General features: G+C 65.9%; 12 protein-coding genes and 1 tRNA gene. 9 read left to right on the top strand and 4 right to left on the bottom strand.

Features of this window, described 5'->3' with window-relative positions; all coding sequences use genetic code 11:
* Positions 1-157 precede the first annotated feature (157 nt).
* Both HMI57_RS12935 and rsmA read left to right on the top strand, forming a co-directional pair.
* A complete protein-coding gene (locus tag HMI57_RS12935; RefSeq protein ID WP_171586431.1) occupies positions 158-1,087 on the top strand; it encodes a TatD family hydrolase in 930 nt (309 codons plus the stop codon).
* Positions 1,088-1,152: 65 nt separating this feature from the next.
* A complete protein-coding gene (gene rsmA / locus HMI57_RS12930) occupies positions 1,153-2,058 on the top strand; it encodes a 16S rRNA (adenine(1518)-N(6)/adenine(1519)-N(6))-dimethyltransferase RsmA (RefSeq protein ID WP_171586430.1) in 906 nt (301 codons plus the stop codon).
* A 93-nt stretch (positions 2,059-2,151) separates the two neighbouring features.
* Here rsmA and HMI57_RS12925 read toward each other — a convergent pair whose 3' ends face one another.
* From HMI57_RS12925 to HMI57_RS12915, 3 genes are read right to left on the bottom strand one after another with little or no spacing between them, the layout of a single operon-like run.
* Entirely contained in the window at positions 2,152-2,739 is a 588-nt protein-coding gene (locus HMI57_RS12925) for a DUF3618 domain-containing protein (protein WP_171586429.1), read from the bottom strand.
* A complete protein-coding gene (locus HMI57_RS12920) occupies positions 2,736-3,185 on the bottom strand; it encodes a phage holin family protein (protein WP_171586428.1) in 450 nt (149 codons plus the stop codon). The genes HMI57_RS12925 and HMI57_RS12920 overlap by 4 nt, the downstream gene beginning before the upstream one ends.
* A complete protein-coding gene (locus HMI57_RS12915) occupies positions 3,185-4,021 on the bottom strand; it encodes a hypothetical protein (RefSeq protein WP_171586427.1) in 837 nt (278 codons plus the stop codon). The genes HMI57_RS12920 and HMI57_RS12915 overlap by 1 nt, the downstream gene beginning before the upstream one ends.
* 129 nt (positions 4,022-4,150) lie before the next feature.
* On the opposite strand from HMI57_RS12915, the gene HMI57_RS12910 reads away from it, so the two are divergent.
* From HMI57_RS12910 to HMI57_RS12890, 5 genes are all read left to right on the top strand, one after another.
* Complete coding sequence (locus HMI57_RS12910; protein ID WP_171586426.1) at positions 4,151-5,125, top strand: 4-(cytidine 5'-diphospho)-2-C-methyl-D-erythritol kinase; 975 nt, start codon at positions 4,151-4,153, stop codon at positions 5,123-5,125.
* A 65-nt stretch (positions 5,126-5,190) separates the two neighbouring features.
* Positions 5,191-6,999 (top strand): ATP-binding cassette domain-containing protein, encoded by a 1,809-nt coding sequence (locus HMI57_RS12905; protein WP_171586425.1) that lies wholly within the window; start codon positions 5,191-5,193, stop codon positions 6,997-6,999.
* Positions 7,000-7,096: 97 nt separating this feature from the next.
* A tRNA-Gln gene (locus HMI57_RS12900) sits at positions 7,097-7,168 on the top strand.
* A gap of 92 nt (positions 7,169-7,260) precedes the next feature.
* Positions 7,261-8,832 (top strand): bifunctional UDP-N-acetylglucosamine diphosphorylase/glucosamine-1-phosphate N-acetyltransferase GlmU, encoded by a 1,572-nt coding sequence (gene glmU, locus HMI57_RS12895; protein ID WP_171586424.1) that lies wholly within the window; start codon positions 7,261-7,263, stop codon positions 8,830-8,832.
* Positions 8,829-9,809 (top strand): ribose-phosphate diphosphokinase, encoded by a 981-nt coding sequence (locus tag HMI57_RS12890; RefSeq protein ID WP_019483222.1) that lies wholly within the window; start codon positions 8,829-8,831, stop codon positions 9,807-9,809. The genes glmU and HMI57_RS12890 overlap by 4 nt, the downstream gene beginning before the upstream one ends.
* A 39-nt stretch (positions 9,810-9,848) precedes the next feature.
* Here HMI57_RS12890 and HMI57_RS12885 read toward each other — a convergent pair whose 3' ends face one another.
* A complete protein-coding gene (locus tag HMI57_RS12885; RefSeq protein ID WP_171586423.1) occupies positions 9,849-11,162 on the bottom strand; it encodes a UDP-glucose/GDP-mannose dehydrogenase family protein in 1,314 nt (437 codons plus the stop codon).
* Positions 11,163-11,524: 362 nt separating this feature from the next.
* Between HMI57_RS12885 and HMI57_RS12880 the strand changes: the two genes are divergently transcribed.
* Both HMI57_RS12880 and pth read left to right on the top strand, forming a co-directional pair.
* Positions 11,525-12,148: a 50S ribosomal protein L25/general stress protein Ctc gene (locus HMI57_RS12880; protein ID WP_171586422.1), complete on the top strand. Its 624-nt coding sequence runs from the start codon at positions 11,525-11,527 to the stop codon at positions 12,146-12,148.
* A 20-nt stretch (positions 12,149-12,168) separates the two neighbouring features.
* Positions 12,169-12,756 carry an aminoacyl-tRNA hydrolase gene (gene pth, locus HMI57_RS12875; RefSeq protein WP_171586421.1) on the top strand — a complete coding sequence of 196 codons (588 nt, stop codon included), beginning with the start codon at positions 12,169-12,171 and terminating at the stop codon, positions 12,754-12,756.
* The last annotated feature ends 247 nt before the right edge of the window (positions 12,757-13,003 follow it).

Genomic DNA, 13,003 nt, shown 5'->3' with positions numbered 1-13,003 from the left:
CCCGGTGTGCAGTTGAGTCGGTCAGCCCTGGTCGGATACGCCCACGGCCGGTTCGGCCGTGGGGCACGCAGCAACTGCTTGAGTACAGATTACTAGGACAACTTGCGGCCGTGGGGATAAGTTCCGCACTCACTTCGCGGGTGGTTAGGGTTGAGTCATGCCTCATACAGCCATTCCGGCGGCGTACCAACCGGCGCCGCCCAGCACGACTCTCCACGGCGGCGTACCCGACGCGGGCGGGCGAAGCCAGAAGCAGCAGTACCCGCCAGCACCCGAACCGCTGCCCGTTCCCGTGATGGACAACCATACCCACCTCGACTTCCGCAGCGGCCTGCCACTGGTCAGTGTCAGTGCCGCCCTCGACGCGGCCGAAGCGGTGGGTGTGTGCGGTGCAGTGCAGGTGGGGTGCGACCTGGAATCGTCCCGGTTTACAGTCGAAGCCATCGACCAGGAGCCCCGCCTGCTGGGGGCAGTCGCGATCCACCCGAACGACGCCCCGCTGTTGGCCGAACAGGGCGGGCTCGAGGCTGCGCTCACGGAGATTGAGCAGTTGGCTGCCCACCCGCGGGTCCGGGCGATCGGCGAGACCGGGCTCGACTACTACCGGACCGCCGCCGCCGGACTCGAGAGCCAGCAGTACTCCTTCCGCCGGCACCTCGACATTGCCAAACGGCTGGACCTGGCGCTCCAGATCCATGACCGGGAGGCGCACGACGACGTCGTCGCCACCCTGCTGTCCGAAGGTCCACCCGAGCGGGTGGTTTTCCACTGCTTCTCCGGCGGTGCGGAACTGGCCCGGATCTGCAACGAGCACGGCTGGTACATGTCCTTCGCCGGGACCGTGACGTTCAAGAACGCCGACAACCTGCGGGACGCGCTGCGCATTGCCGACCCGTCGCTGGTGCTCACCGAAACCGACGCCCCCTTCCTGACCCCGCACCCGTTCCGCGGGCGCCCCAACGCGCCGTACCTGGTGCCGTACACGGTCCGGTCGATGGCCGAGGTGCTGGACACCGACCTGGCCAGGCTCTGCCAGTCGATCGCCGACAACACCCGCCGGGTATACGGCCAGTGGACTGATGCCTAAAGGCACCGGGGGAGTGAACACGGCTGGGTGACCAGCGGGCGCGTCGCACGACTACCATGGCTTAGGTGACTGCGCCCTCCAATCCCCAGCCGATCCAGCCCCTGCTTGGCGCCGGTGACGTCCGCCGCCTCGCCGCCGACCTGGATCTCCGCCCCACCAAGACGCTGGGCCAGAACTTCGTCATCGATGGGAACACCATCCGCCGGATCGTGGCTGCCGCCCACCTGGGTCCCGAGGAGACGGTGCTCGAGGTGGGACCCGGTCTTGGCTCGCTGACCCTGGGCCTGCTGGATGCCGCCCGCCGGGTGGTGGCGGTGGAGATCGACCCGGTGCTCGCTGCACGGCTGCCCGAGACGGTGGCTCGCTGGCGTCCGGATACCGCGGCAAACCTCGACGTGGTGCTCGCCGACGCCATGCGTGTCACTGAGCTCCCACACCCGCCGACAGCCCTGGTGGCCAACCTGCCCTACAACGTTGCGGTGCCGGTGGTGCTGAACCTGCTGGAGAACTTCCCCTCGCTGCGCCATGGGCTGGTCATGGTCCAGGACGAGGTGGCCGACCGGCTCGCCGCCGGACCGGGATCCAAAACCTATGGGGTGCCCTCGGTTAAGGCTGCGTGGTACTCGACGATGCGCAAGTCCGGCGTGATCGGGATGAACGTGTTCTGGCCGGCTCCGAAGATCGCATCAGGTCTGGTGGGATTTGTCAGGCATGACCCGCCGGCGACGTCGGCGAGCCGGCGTGAGGTCTTCGCCGTGATCGACGCGGCCTTCGCCCAGCGGCGCAAGACCCTCCGCGCGGCGCTCGCCGGGTGGGCCGGAAGCTCAGTGCTGGCGGGGGAGGCCCTTGCGGCGGCTGGCGTCGACCCGAGCCTGAGGGGGGAAATGCTCGACATTGCCGCCTTCGCCCGGATCGCCGAAGCGAAACCGGAGCAGCTGCCACCCCCCGAGGATCAGCAGGGGCGCGTCTGATCCCGGGAACCGGGATAGCAGTGCAGGGCAGTGTGGCGTGCGGACCGGGGCCCGCACGCCACACCAGCAGCTGGCTCTAACGAGCAGCCGCCGCTAGGAGCGGCTGGCCTCGTTCTGGACGTTGTCCTTCGCGTCCTGGGCCTTGCCCTTGACGTCGGCCGCGGCCGATGCGCCTTCTTCCTTCACAGTGTTGGCAGAAATGGTGGCTGTTTCCTTCACCGAATCCATTGCCTGCTGTGCCGGTTCCTTGAGATCTTCGGCCACGGCCTTGGCCGCATCGGTGACACTGCTCGTGAGGGGCTCAGCCTTCTCCTTCAGCGCAGCCGCGGCTTCCTTCTCTTTCTCGCTCGCCGGGATCAGCGAGGAGATGAGCATGCCGGCGCCGAAGGCGATCAGCCCGGCAGCCAGCGGGTTGCCCTGGGTCTTGCGGGTGAGCCGCTGGGGGGCGTCCTGCACGGCGTCGCTGGCGTTCTGTGCTGCCGACCGGGTGCCGGCGGACGCATGGTCCGCTGATCCCATGACCGAGGTTTTCAGGCCGCCGACTGCGTTGCGGACCTTGTCGCCCTGACGCTGGGCGATGCTGGAGGGGCTGACCTTGTCGGCGACGGCGTCGACGTCGGTGCCAAGCTCCCGGCGGGTTCGTTCGATGTCTGCACGAATCTGTTCTGGGGTCTGGTTCATGGGGTCTTCTCACCTGGTTTCAGAGTGGGGGGAATGTCTTTGACGGTTGCGGCGGTAGCCGGCAGGCCGCGCACGCTCTTGAGTTCTTTCTTGCCGGTCAGGGCGAGGACGGCGGCGATGATGCCCCAGATGACTGCGACGATTACCGCAGACCAACCCAGACCAACCAGTTCAGCCAATCCCCACATGAGCGCCAGGGACAGGAACAACAGCACGAAATGCCCGGCGATGGCGGCGCCGCCAAACATGCCCACGCCCTTGCCTGCCTTGGTGCCGCTCTCACGCAGTTCAGCCTTGGCGAGCTCGAGCTCCTGACGCATCAGGGTGGACAGGTCGCGGCTCACATCGCTCAGCAGCGATCCCAGCGACTCATTGGCCGCCCGCTCCTCTGCCGTGGTGGGTGGCGGTTCGTACGCCTGGGGTCCTCCGGTGTGAATGCCACTCATCAGCGCAGGTCCCTGTCGAGTCGTTCGTCCTGGGTGCGGGTACCCGGAACAATGACTGGCTCGGCGGCGATCGGGTCGGCCAGCGGATCGTTCGAGGTTCCCCGGGCGTCGTCGGCCGAGGTCAGGCCGTTGTCCACCACCGGGTTCGTTTCGGTCGCGGGGGTGGTCGCGGTAGCAGCCGGGCCGGATCCGGCCGCAGGCTGCGCGGGGACCGTCGGTGGGTACTCGGGGGCTGGGTTGGCCGGTGTGGTGCTCGGGGAGTCCGATCCGGCGCCAGCAAGCCCTCGGGTGAGGCGCCCGGCGAGCAGGCCCGCTCCGGCAGCCACCATCAGGAAGGTACCCGGGCGTCGACGGGCGAAGTCCTTGACCTCGTCCAGCAGCGATCCCGGATCCCGGCCCTCCAGCCAGCCGGCGACGTCGCCCGACCGCTGGGCAGCCTGGCGGACCAGGGAGTTGGCGGGGCCGTCCTGGTCCCCGTTGTCTGCCATGGAGACCAGCTCATCACTGATGGAGCGCAGTCCCTCGGCAGCCTTCTGCTGGCTCGCGCCGGCCTGCTCTTTGAGATCCGAACCCAGTTCGCCCAGCAGGTTCTTTGCCTGGGCGCTGGCTTCAGCGGCAACATTCTTTGCCTCGGTCGTCGCAGTCTGGGCAACACCCTGGGCTGCGTCCAGGCCGTCGCGCCCCACCTCTTTGGCCTGGTCCTTCGCCTGATCCTTGATTCCGGTGGACCCGTTGCTCCCACCGACCGGTGTGTTGCCTGCTGGTGAATCGGACCGGACACGCTCGCCTGAGGGCACAGCTGTCAGGGGATCCTCTGACCAATTCTGGGTAGTCATAGTTTTTCCTTCGGATAGTAATCCTGCTTACAATCTGTAATGTAAGCACGCTTACTATCTTTGTGCAATGGTCCGGTAGCAAGCCGGCAGGATTCCCGGTTCAGCCCAGGGTGATCTAGGTTGGAGACTATGGAGGTAGGCAAAACGGCAGGACTCTTCGGCGGCGCTCCGGCGAGCGTGCGTGTCCGCGCGCCCGGAAAGATCAACGTTTCGTTCAGGGTGGGCCCGCTTCGCGAGGACGGCTACCACAGCGTCGCGAGCGTGTACCTGGCCGTCTCCCTGTATGAGGAGGTGACCGCGACCGTCACGGCCGAGCCGGGCATCGTGGTCACCGTCAACGGGCAGGGATCACTGAACCTGCCGGTCGAAAGCATCCCGCTGGACGCCACCAACCTTGCCGCACGTGCAGCCACCCTGCTCGCCGATCTCAGCGACGGCTCCACCGGGCTGCTGCTCGATATCACCAAACGGGTACCCGTGGCCGGAGGGATGGGCGGAGGATCCGCCGATGCCGCTGCCACACTTCTGGCCTGCGATGCCCTCTGGAGCAGCGGGTTCTCCCGGGACGAGCTAGCGAAAATGGCAGCTGACCTCGGCGCTGACGTGCCGTTTGCGCTGGTCGGCGGCACGGCGGTGGGAGTTGGGGTAGGGGAGCAGCTCACTCCAGCGATCTCGAAGACGCCCCTGTACTGGGTGCTGGTGACGTCCGCCTTTGGACTGTCCACCCCCGAGGTCTACCGGACGCTCGACGAGCTCCGGCTGCGGGACGGGACCGAACCGGCCACCCCGCCGGACATCGACTCGCGGATCCTCAGCGCAATGCGCGCCGGCGATGCCGTAGCGCTCGCCGAGCTCCTTCACAACGACCTCCAGGCGGCGGCACTTGAGCTGGCACCGGAGCTTGCCGCGATCCTGCAGGCAGGCACTGACGCGGGAGCCCTCGCGGGACTGGTCTCCGGATCAGGGCCCACCATTGCGTTCCTCGCCGAGGATGAAGAACACGCGGCAGCGCTCGCCGAGCAGCTCTCATTGGGCGGTCTGACCGCCACGGCAGTGCACGGTCCGGTGCACGGTGCCAGAATTGTTAACGACTACACCGCTTGACCCGTGGCCCTTGCAGGGCCCAGCTCAAGCCATTCATCCCTCCACAATCAGGAAGCAGTACACCCTTGGCACATCTTCTGGGCGCTGAAAGCGTCAGCGTCACGTTTGCCACCCGCACCGTTCTCGACGGCGTCTCCCTCGGCATCGAGGACGGCGACCGGATCGGGATGGTCGGCCGCAACGGTGACGGCAAGTCCACCCTCATGCGCCTCCTGGCGCAGCGCGCCACCCCCGACGAGGGCCGGGTCACGCGCCGCCGTGACGTCCACGTGGGTTACCTGGACCAGACGGACGTCCTGGACGGCGACCTGAGCGTCGGCGAAGCGATCGTTGGCGACCAGGCCGACCACGAATGGGCTTCCAATCCCAAGATCCGCGACGTGATGGGTGGTCTGGTCGCTGAAGTGGACTGGCACGCCAAGGTCTCCTCGCTCTCCGGTGGGCAGAAGCGGCGTGTTGCGCTGGCCAAGCTTCTGATCGGCGACGACGACGTCATCATGCTCGACGAGCCCACCAACCACCTCGATGTGGAGGGCGTGGCCTGGCTGGCCCGCCACCTGGCCGAGCGCTGGCGCCCGAGCGACGGCGGGCTGCTGGTCGTCACCCACGATCGCTGGTTCCTCGACGAAATCTGTACCCGCACCTGGGAGGTGCACGACGGCGTCGTCGACGGTTTTGACGGCGGTTACGCCGCCTACGTGCTCGCGCGCGCCGAGCGTGACCGGATGGACTCAGTGGTCGAAGGCAAGCGGCAGCAACTGGTCAAGAAGGAACTGGCCTGGCTGCGCCGCGGTGCCCCCGCGCGGACCGCCAAACCGAAGTTCCGGATCGAGGCAGCCAACGCGCTGATCGCCGATGTGCCCGAGCCGCGCGATTCCCTCGCCCTGAGCAAAATGGCGATGGCCCGGCAGGGCAAGGACGTCCTCGACCTTGAGGATGTCTCGCTCGCACTCGGAGAGAAGACACTTTTCGACGGCATCACCCTGCGCCTCGCCCCCGGCCAGCGACTCGGCCTGGTTGGTGTCAACGGGTCAGGCAAAACCACCCTGCTGCGGATGCTGAACGGGGAGGTGAGCCCCGACGCCGGCAAGGTGAAGAAGGGCAAGACGGTCCAGACGGCGGTCCTCTCCCAAGAAGTCAAGGAGCTCAACGAGCTGGAGCACCTGCGCGTCACTGAGGTCATCGAGCAGGAGAAACGCGTCTTCAGCGTCGGCGGTCGCGAGGTGTCAGCCACCCAGCTGGTGGAGCAACTCGGTTTCACCAACGCGAAGCAGTGGACCAAGGTGAAGGACCTCTCCGGTGGCGAACGCCGCCGGCTGCAGCTACTCCGGCTCCTGGTGGGCGAGCCCAATGTGCTGATGCTCGACGAACCCACCAACGACCTGGACACCGACACCCTGGCGGCGATCGAGGACGTCCTGGACGGCTGGCCGGGAACCCTGGTGGTCGTCTCCCACGACCGGTACCTGCTGGAGCGGGTCACCGATTCGCAGATGACACTGCTCGGCGACGGCAAGCTGCGTGACCTGCCGCGCGGAGTGGACCAGTACCTCGAACTGCGTCGTGCAGCGGAATCCGGAGCAGGTGCCTCCCCCCTCAATGCTGACGATGCCCAGGCCAGCGCCGGATCGAGCCCCGCGTACAGCTCCGAAGAGACTCGGCAGGCGAAGAAGGACCTGACCCGCATCGAACGCCAGCTCGGCAAGGCCGCAGCACAGGTGGAACGTATCCAGCAGCAAATGAACGACGGTGCGGGCGGCGACGTCGACTTCGACAAGATGGCCACGCTGAACACGAAACTGCAGGCGGTCCAGGCCGAGCAGCAGGACCTGGAGCTGCAGTGGCTTGCCGCAGCCGAGGTCGTCGGGAAGTAGCGCCACGACGGGGGGCTTCCAAGTCGCAGGAAGCCCCCGACTCATGGCAAACTGGATAACCGTGCGTCCGGGACCCGACAGGGCCCGGTTGGCACAGTCCGCCCTGGTGTAATGGCAGCACCCCAGCCTTTGGAGCTGTGGAGTATAGGTTCGAATCCTATGGGCGGAACAATCGGAAAGTATTGCCGCGGGTAGTATTGCCGGTGTGAGCCTGTACTTTTCCGGTTGACAGTGAAAACTACAGGCAGGAGTGTCTCCTCAATGGGTCCGCAGACCTCAAACACCCACCCTCAGGAACAGATCCCCGAGGCAGGCGCTAAACGCCCAGCAGCAGTCATCGTGCTGGCCGCCGGAGCCGGAACACGAATGAAGTCCCGGACCCCGAAGATCCTCCACACCCTCGGCGGACGGTCAATGGTGGGGCACGCTGTCGCCGCTGCCCGCGGTGTCGTGCCCGAGGCCCTCGCCGTCGTCGTCCGGCACGAACGCGATCGCGTGGCAGGCCACATCGCCGAACTGGATCCGCAGGCACTCATCGTCGACCAGGATGACATGCCCGGGACGGGACGCGCCGTCCAGGTGGCCCTTGACGCTCTCGACGACGAGGCTGGCGCACCCCTGCAGGGCACCGTCGTGGTGACCTACGGTGACGTGCCCCTGCTGACCTCCGACACGCTCGCCCAGCTGATTGAGGAGCACATCGGCGGGGCCAACGCCGTCACAGTGCTGACCGCGGTGCTCGGCGACGCCTCCGGCTACGGCCGTATCCTGCGTGCTGACGACGGCACCGTCACCGGGATCGTCGAGCACAAGGACGCTACCGACGCCCAGCGCACCATCAATGAAATTAACTCGGGAATCTACGCGTTCGACGCGGCGACCCTGCGCGATGCGCTGAAATCTGTGACCGCCGGCAACTCACAGGGCGAAATGTACCTGACCGATGTCCTGGGCATCGCCTCCGGCCAGGGCGGCCGGGTGGCAGCCGTCGTCTCGGACGACCCGTGGCAGGTCGAAGGGGCCAACGACCGGGTCCAGCTTGCTGCGCTGGGCGCCGAACTCAACCGGCGTACCCTCACCCGCTGGATGCGGGCCGGTGTGTCGATTATCGACCCCGCCACCACCTGGATCGACACGTCGGTGCAGTTGGCCGAGGACGTCACGATTCTCCCCGGCACCCAGCTTCACGGCGCCTGCGATATCGCCCGCGACGCCGTCATCGGCCCGGACACCACCCTCACCGATGTTGTGGTCGGGGAGGGGGCGCGGGTACTGCGCACCCACGGTTCGGGTGCCCACATCAGCGCTCGCGCCGCCGTCGGCCCGTTCACCTACCTGCGGCCAGGGACGGTTCTCGGGGAGGACGGAAAGATCGGTGCGTTCTACGAGACGAAGAACGTGACGATCGGACGCGGCTCCAAACTGTCCCACCTGGGCTACGCCGGCGACGCAGAGATCGGCGAGGACACCAACATCGGCTGCGGCAACATCACCGCCAATTACGACGGCGTGAACAAGCACCGCACCGTCATCGGCAGCAACGTGCGGACCGGTTCCAACACGGTGTTCGTGGCCCCCGTGGTGATCGGCGACGGCGCGTACACCGGTGCGAGCGCCGTCGTGCGCAACAACGTACCCGCCGGTGCCCTAGCGATCAGCGTTGCACCGCAACGGACCGCCGAAGGCTGGGTCCAGGCCAAACGGCCCGGCACCGCCGCCGCGACAGCTGCGGCCACGGCTCAGGGCGCAGCGCCTGACACACTCGCCGCTTCCGACCTCCCCAGCACCTCCGGCACGACCCCAGGCACCACAGACGAAAGCGACCGTTCATGAGTGAGATCACCGCACGCGGCGAAAAGAAACTGGTCCTGGCCTCCGGCCGGGCCCACCCCGAACTGGCGGAAGAGATCGCTGCAGCGCTTGGCACTGAGCTCCTCCCGATCTCCGCCTACGACTTCGCGAACGGCGAGATCTACGTCCGCTCCGGGGAGAGCGTGCGCGGCACCGACGTATTCGTGATCCAGGCTCATCCCGCGCCGCTGAACAACTGGCTGATGGAACAGCTGATCATGATCGATTCCCTGAAGCGGGCCTCGGCCAAGCGCATCACTGTGGTCTCCCCGTTCTACCCGTACGCCCGGCAGGACAAGAAGGGTCGCGGCCGCGAACCGATCTCCGCCCGGCTGGTCGCCGACCTGTACAAGACCGCTGGAGCCAACCGGCTGATGTCGGTTGACCTGCACACGTCGCAGATCCAGGGGTTCTTCGACGGGCCGGTGGATCACCTGATGGCCATTCCGCTGCTGGCCGATTACATCCGCACCCGGGTCGACGCCGACAACGTCACTGTGGTCTCGCCCGATACCGGCCGGGTCCGCGTCGCCGAGCAGTGGGCTGAACGGCTGGGCGGATCGCCCCTGGCGTTCGTGCACAAGAGCCGGGACCTCACGGTCCCGAACCAGGCAGTCTCCAAGCAGGTGGTGGGCCAGGTCGAGGGTCGGACCTGCGTGCTCATCGACGACATGATCGACACGGGTGGCACCATTTCCGGGGCCGTTCAGGTGCTCAAGAACGCAGGTGCCAAGGATGTGATCATCGCTGCCACCCACGCCGTCTTCTCGGACCCGGCAGCCCGCCGCCTCTCCGAGTCCGGCGCCCGCGAGGTGGTGGTGACGAACACCCTGCCAATCCCCTCGGAGAAGAGGTTCCCGCAGCTCACCGTGTTGTCGATTGCCCCGTTGATCGCCCGGGCTATCAGGGAAGTCTTCGACGACGGCTCCGTGACCAGCCTGTTCGACGGCAACGCCTAGGGCTGGTTCCGGGGACTCCCGTCGGGCGCCCGGTATGGACTAGGGCCGCCCGATACCCTGGTAGTTCCAGCCGGCTGCACGCCACTGGACGGGGTCCAGCACGTTCCGTCCGTCAAGGATGTTCTTGCTGGCCACCTGTTTGGCCATTTCCGCCGGATCCAGTGCTCGGTACTGGTCCCACTCGGTGAGGATCAGGAGCGCGTTCGCCTTCGCGACAGCGGCGCCGAAGTCCGGTTCGTAGTTCAGTTCAGGGAACCGACCCTTGGCGTTGGTCAACGCCTCAGGGTCGGTCACTGTGACATCGGCGCCCTGGAGTTGGAGCTGGGCGGCGATGCTCAGGGCGGGAGAATCCCGCACATCATCGCTGTTGGGCTTGAACGCCACCCCCAGGACTGTGATGCGCTTGCCGAGAAGCGACCCACCCACCAGTTGGCGGGTCAACTCCACGACCCGGATCCGGCGTCGCAGGTTGATGTCGTCCACCTCGCGCAGGAACGTCAGCGCCTGGTCGGCACCCAGCTCGCCGGCCCGGGCCATGAACGCGCGGATGTCCTTCGGGAGGCAGCCACCGCCGAACCCGATTCCCGCGTTGAGGAACTTGCGTCCAATCCGGTCGTCCATGCCGATCGCGTCGGCCAGCAGCGTGACGTCCGCCCCTGCCGCGTCGCAGACCTCTGCCATTGCATTGATGAAGGAAATCTTGGTGGCCAGGAACGAGTTGGCGGCGGACTTGACCAGTTCCGCCGTGGCATAGTCGGCCACCAGCCGACGTGTTCCCAGTCCCAGGGGCCCGGCGTACACCTCGTCGAGCAGGGCGGTCGCCCGCTCCCCGTCCTCGCCGGCAGGGACGCCATAGACGAAGCGGTCCGGACTGAGCGTGTCTTTCACCGCGAAGCCCTCCCGCAGGAACTCGGGGTTCCACGCCAGGCTGGCGTCAGGGAACCGTTCCAACAGGTCGTCGGCGAGGCGGGCCGCGGTGCCCACCGGCACCGTCGACTTGCCCACCACCAGGTTCCCCTCCTCGAGCGAGTCGACGAGGGAGGCAAAAGCGGCGTCCACGTACCGCAGGTCGGCAGCATACTCACCTTTGCGCTGGGGGGTACCCACGCACAGGAAGTGCACCTGCGCCCCGCGGGCGTCGGTGATCTCGGAACTGAACTTCAATCGGCCCGTCTGGAGAACCTCGTCGAGGAGTTCGGGCAGGCCAGGTTCGAAGAAATGCGACCGGCCAGCCTGCAACTCGCTGATCTTGCGCTCGTCGACGTCGATCGCGACGACGTCGTGCCCCAGCTTTGCCATGCACGCCGCGTGGACGGCTCCGAGGTAGCCACAACCTATAACTGAAATTCGCATGCTGATCCTTTGTCCGGCAGCTCCGGGGAGCTTTCGACGAGATGCTTGCCACTGGTTGCTTGCCAGCGGTTCCAACAGACTTCAACGGTATGTCTCACACATTAGAGGATGATGAGGAATATTCTGCCGGTTCCGGTCCGAACGAATTCCGGAACCGGTGTCCGGGGCGGTGCCGCACGTGCTGTAACATTGAACGCGATGCCTAGGCGAGGGAGCATCCCGGTGCCACCGGGAGTGTTCCGTGATCGACGGTGGCTAGTGACGAGAGTCCAACACTGAACGTGTTGACGATGAACTGTTTCTAGACAGATGCCGATCGTTTGCCCAGCAACGATCCACTACTCGTCAACACAGGAGACTCAATGTCTGACCTCACACTTCCCGCAGAAGTACGCACCGAATTCGGCAAGGGCGCAGCCCGCCGCGCACGCCGCGAAGACAAGATCCCTGCGGTCATCTACGGCCATGGAGCCGACCCCATCCACGTCCTCTTGCCCTCGAAGGCAACGACCCTCGCGCTGAGGACCTCCAACGCACTGCTGACCCTCGACATCGAAGGGGAGAAGCACCTGGCCCTGGCCAAGTACGTTGTCCGCAACCCGCTGAAGCGCATTGTGGAGCACCTTGACCTCCTCACCGTCCGTAGTGGCGAAAAGGTCACCGTTGACGTGTTCATCCACGTCGAGGGCGAGCTGGCCCCGGGCGCTGTCATGAACCTCGAGCACAACTCGGTCCAGGTCGAAGCCGAAGCCACCCACCTGCCTGATTCCCTCACCGTCAACGTTGAGGGTCGCACTGTCGGCGAGCACATCCACGCCTCCGACATTGTGCTGCCCAAGGGCGTCACCCTGCTGATCGAAGCAGACACGCTGATCGTGAACATCAGCGAGCCGACTGTCCAGGATCTCGGCGACGAAGACGAAGAGACAGTTGCCGAGGGTGACGTTGTCGCTGCCTCCGGCGAGAAGTCCGAAGAGGGCGAGTAACTCCATCTGCGGGAATACCCGTGGCGAATGACACGTGGCTGGTAGTCGGGCTCGGAAACCCCGGGCCCGACTACAGCCGCAACAGGCACAACGTCGGTCAGATGGTCCTTGACGTTCTGGGCGACCGGATCGGTGGGAAGTTTAAAAGCCATAAGGCGCACGCGGCAGTCCTCGAAGGCCGCCTGGGCGTCGGCGGACCACGGCTGGTCCTCGCCAAGCCTTTGACCTACATGAATCTTTCAGGAGGTCCAGTCGGCGCGCTCTGTCGGTTCTACGACATACCCGCTGAGCGGGTCATTGTCGTGCATGACGAGATCGACATCGACTTCAACACGGTCAGGCTGAAGGCTGGCGGCGGCGAAGGCGGACATAACGGGCTGCGGGACATTTCCAAGGTTCTCGGCACCAAGGACTACCTGAGAGTAAGGGTGGGAGTGGGCCGGCCCCCGGGACGGCAGGATGCCTCCGATCACGTCCTCCGCGACTTCGGAACCGTCGAAAAGAAGGAGCTGGGCTTTCTCCTCGAAGACGCTGCCGATGCCGTGGAATCGCTGATTACCGAGGGTCTTGTCAGCGCTCAGCAGAAATACCACTCGGCCGGGAAATAACGTATAAATTAGACTCACGACCAGCGGTCCACTGGTGAAATGATCCGGACCGCTTCGCGCCATCACGGCCCCAAATACGGGGGCCGACGTTGGGCGGCCTCTGAGACTGGGCCACCCCCATCCCAACGTCGGTCCCTTTTTTGGTGCCTACGCAGGCAGCGGATATCGGCGAGTACCTGGACCCCACGGATCCAAGTAGCCGACGCGTAGTGTGCGCGAAAAACTCGGGTAGTCGCTACTCATGCGG

The organism is Arthrobacter sp. 260, from assembly GCF_013116745.1.
Classification (GTDB): Bacteria; Actinomycetota; Actinomycetes; order Actinomycetales; family Micrococcaceae; genus Arthrobacter_D.
This window is presented reverse-complemented; position numbering and strand designations above follow the sequence as displayed.

Excerpts from the sequence above, each read along its gene's own strand:
- HMI57_RS12935 (WP_171586431.1), top strand. The coding sequence starts at position 158 with ATGCCTCATACAGCCATTCCGGCGGCGTACCAACCGGCGCCGCCCAGC.
- HMI57_RS12925 (WP_171586429.1), bottom strand. The coding sequence starts at position 2,739 with ATGAACCAGACCCCAGAACAGATTCGTGCAGACATCGAACGAACCCGC.
- HMI57_RS12920 (WP_171586428.1), bottom strand. The coding sequence starts at position 3,185 with ATGAGTGGCATTCACACCGGAGGACCCCAGGCGTACGAACCGCCACCC.
- HMI57_RS12915 (WP_171586427.1), bottom strand. The coding sequence starts at position 4,021 with ATGACTACCCAGAATTGGTCAGAGGATCCCCTGACAGCTGTGCCCTCA.
- HMI57_RS12910 (WP_171586426.1), top strand. The coding sequence starts at position 4,151 with ATGGAGGTAGGCAAAACGGCAGGACTCTTCGGCGGCGCTCCGGCGAGC.
- glmU (WP_171586424.1), top strand. The coding sequence starts at position 7,261 with ATGGGTCCGCAGACCTCAAACACCCACCCTCAGGAACAGATCCCCGAG.
- HMI57_RS12890 (WP_019483222.1), top strand. The coding sequence starts at position 8,829 with ATGAGTGAGATCACCGCACGCGGCGAAAAGAAACTGGTCCTGGCCTCC.
- HMI57_RS12885 (WP_171586423.1), bottom strand. The coding sequence starts at position 11,162 with ATGCGAATTTCAGTTATAGGTTGTGGCTACCTCGGAGCCGTCCACGCG.
- HMI57_RS12880 (WP_171586422.1), top strand. The coding sequence starts at position 11,525 with ATGTCTGACCTCACACTTCCCGCAGAAGTACGCACCGAATTCGGCAAG.